Source organism: Bartonella sp. MU70NMGDW (genome assembly GCF_042194085.1).
Lineage (GTDB): Bacteria > Pseudomonadota > Alphaproteobacteria > Rhizobiales > Rhizobiaceae > Bartonella > Bartonella grahamii.
The window spans coordinates 1-2,431 of the sequence record NZ_JBHIMK010000183.1; the positions used below are offsets into that span (position 1 = coordinate 1).

Below are 2,431 nucleotides of genomic sequence, written 5' to 3' on the forward strand. Positions count from 1 at the left end.
CCAAACCACCACCAATCACACAAACCAAAATCGCTTCAATGAGAAACTGCTGCAAAATATCACTTTGGCGTGCACCAACTGCCATACGCACGCCGATTTCATTAATCCGCTCAGAAACAGTGACCAACATAATATTCATCACCCCAATACCCCCCACAATCAATGAAATAGCAGCAATTGAAGAAATTAAAAGTGTTAAAATATTTGTGCTCTCCATAACACGTTCACGGAAGAATTCAGAATTTCTAATGAAAAAATCTTCCCCGCCATGCCGCATAATGAGAAAACGTTTTATCATGGTCTCCGCTAAATGTGAATCAATATCATCAGCAACCCTAACGGTAATTGCACGAACTTCTGTTGTGCCAAGAAAACGCGTTTGCACTGTTGTATAGGGCAAATAAAGCTGTAATGTATTCGATGTGTTTCCACTTGCTTGGTTTTGCGAATCAACAACACCAATAATACGCGCTGGAACATTACCCACAAGCACCACCCTTCCAAGGGGGGTTTCATGGCTATGGGGAAAAAGAACAGACAAAGCTTCTTTTTCAATCACGAGATCAACCGCCCGATCATGCACGCTTTTTTGATCAAAAAACTGTCCTTTGAAAACTTTGAGCCCCTGTGTCTGAAAAAATTGTTCTCCCACCCCCACAATGACGGCATTGACTTCAACTGCACCAAAACGCACTTTCGAGCTTGCTGAAATCTGTGGTGTTACACCAGAAACATAAGGCAATCCAGACAAGGCTTCTGCATCAGCTTCAACAAGACTGGTTATTTTTTCTGCTTGTGGATCAGAAAAACTTTTGCCAGGAAAAATAGTTAATGTATTAGCACCCAAACTTTTAAAATTTTCCAGAATCTTCTCTCGTGTACCATTCCCTAAAGCCACCATAGCAATAATCGCCCCAATACCGATAATCACCCCAAGCATTGTTAAAAAAGTCCGCATGCGGTGTGCATTCATTGCCAACAAAGCCATGACAAACGCCTCACGGAATCGCTCAACAAAAGAACGAAAAAAGCCCAGTTTTTGTTGGCCTTTTAGATTTTGTTGTTCCTGAAGAGATTTTCCACCAACTTTTGTTTTTGCAACCTTTGACCGCTTATCGGCAATAATTTCCCCATCACTGATTTCGATAATACGCTCTGCTCTTTCAGCCACCTGCATATCATGGGTTACAATGATAATAGTACGCCCTTCTTGATGAAGTTCATCCAAAATACGCAATACTTCTTGCCCACTCTTTTTGTCCAATGCACCAGTTGGTTCATCTGCAAGAATAACCTCCGCATTATTCATGAGCGCACGGGCAATAGAAACACGTTGTTGCTGACCACCGGAAAGCTGATTTGGACGATGATTTACCCGATCACCCATGCCCAAACGCGTTAAAAGATCCTGTGCACGCTTTTTTCTTGCTTCCACAGCACATCCCGCATAAATAGCCGGAATTTCAACATTACCAAGAGCTGTCAATTCATTCAATAAATGGTAGCGCTGAAAAATAAAACCAAAATGATTACGTCGCAAAGCCGACAATTCATCAGCAGAAAGGGAAGCTGTTTCTTTACCAGAGATCCAATAACGGCCAGAAGTTGGACGATCAAGACAGCCTAAAATATTCATCAAGGTAGATTTACCTGAACCGGAAGCACCTACAATTGCCACCATTTCACCACGTTTAATGGTAAGATTGATATTTTTCAAAACGGTAACAAACGTTTCGCCCGCGGGAAATTGGCGCACAATATTTTCCAAGACGAAGACAGCATCTGCTTGGTTCGTGTTCATGGTTTAACTCTCGTCTTCGCTATGCATGTTAGAAGACTCTGGCATCACTCCATCAGACGAACTGGTGATGACGACATCACCCTCGTTAAGTCCTGAAACAATCTCTGCCATAACCTTGTTATTCAACCCAACGCTCACCTGTTTAGTAACCACCTTATTTTCCCCCACCAAAACAGAAACCCATGCTTTACGCTCTCTTGTCTCATCGCGTAAAGCATCACTTGGAACCAACAAGACATTCTGCGCGCGCCCTAAGATAATATGAACTTGAGCAGTCATATAGGTTCGCAAAAAATTGTCCGCATTATCAACATGTAGAATTCCATTGTAATAGATAGCCGACGATATTAAAGAACTAGAACCACCCACCATACCAGGATTAATACTCACATCAGCACGAATTGCTTCAGGAGCCGGCTCTACCTTTTCTAAAACGCCGTCATAACGACGCTGTGAATTACCTAGAACTGTAAAATAAAGAGGTTGTCCAGCTCGGACTTTAAGAATATCAGCTTCTGAGATTTGCGCCTTGATCGTCATCTTTGATAAATCACCCAAAATAACAATTGTTGGCGCCGACTGAACCGCATTCACATTCTGTCCTTCTTCCACAACTGTTGCCAAAACCGT

General features: G+C 42.4%; 2 protein-coding genes. Both read right to left on the reverse strand.

Annotated features, from left to right (window positions below):
* Positions 1 to 1,801, reverse strand: a 1,801-nt coding sequence (locus ACFIKE_RS09450; protein ID WP_375649556.1) for a MacB family efflux pump subunit, incomplete at its 3' end; no start/stop codon positions are given.
* A gap of 3 nt (positions 1,802 to 1,804) precedes the next feature.
* A partial coding sequence (locus tag ACFIKE_RS09455; protein WP_375649557.1) for an HlyD family efflux transporter periplasmic adaptor subunit occupies positions 1,805 to 2,431 on the reverse strand: 627 nt, incomplete at its 5' end.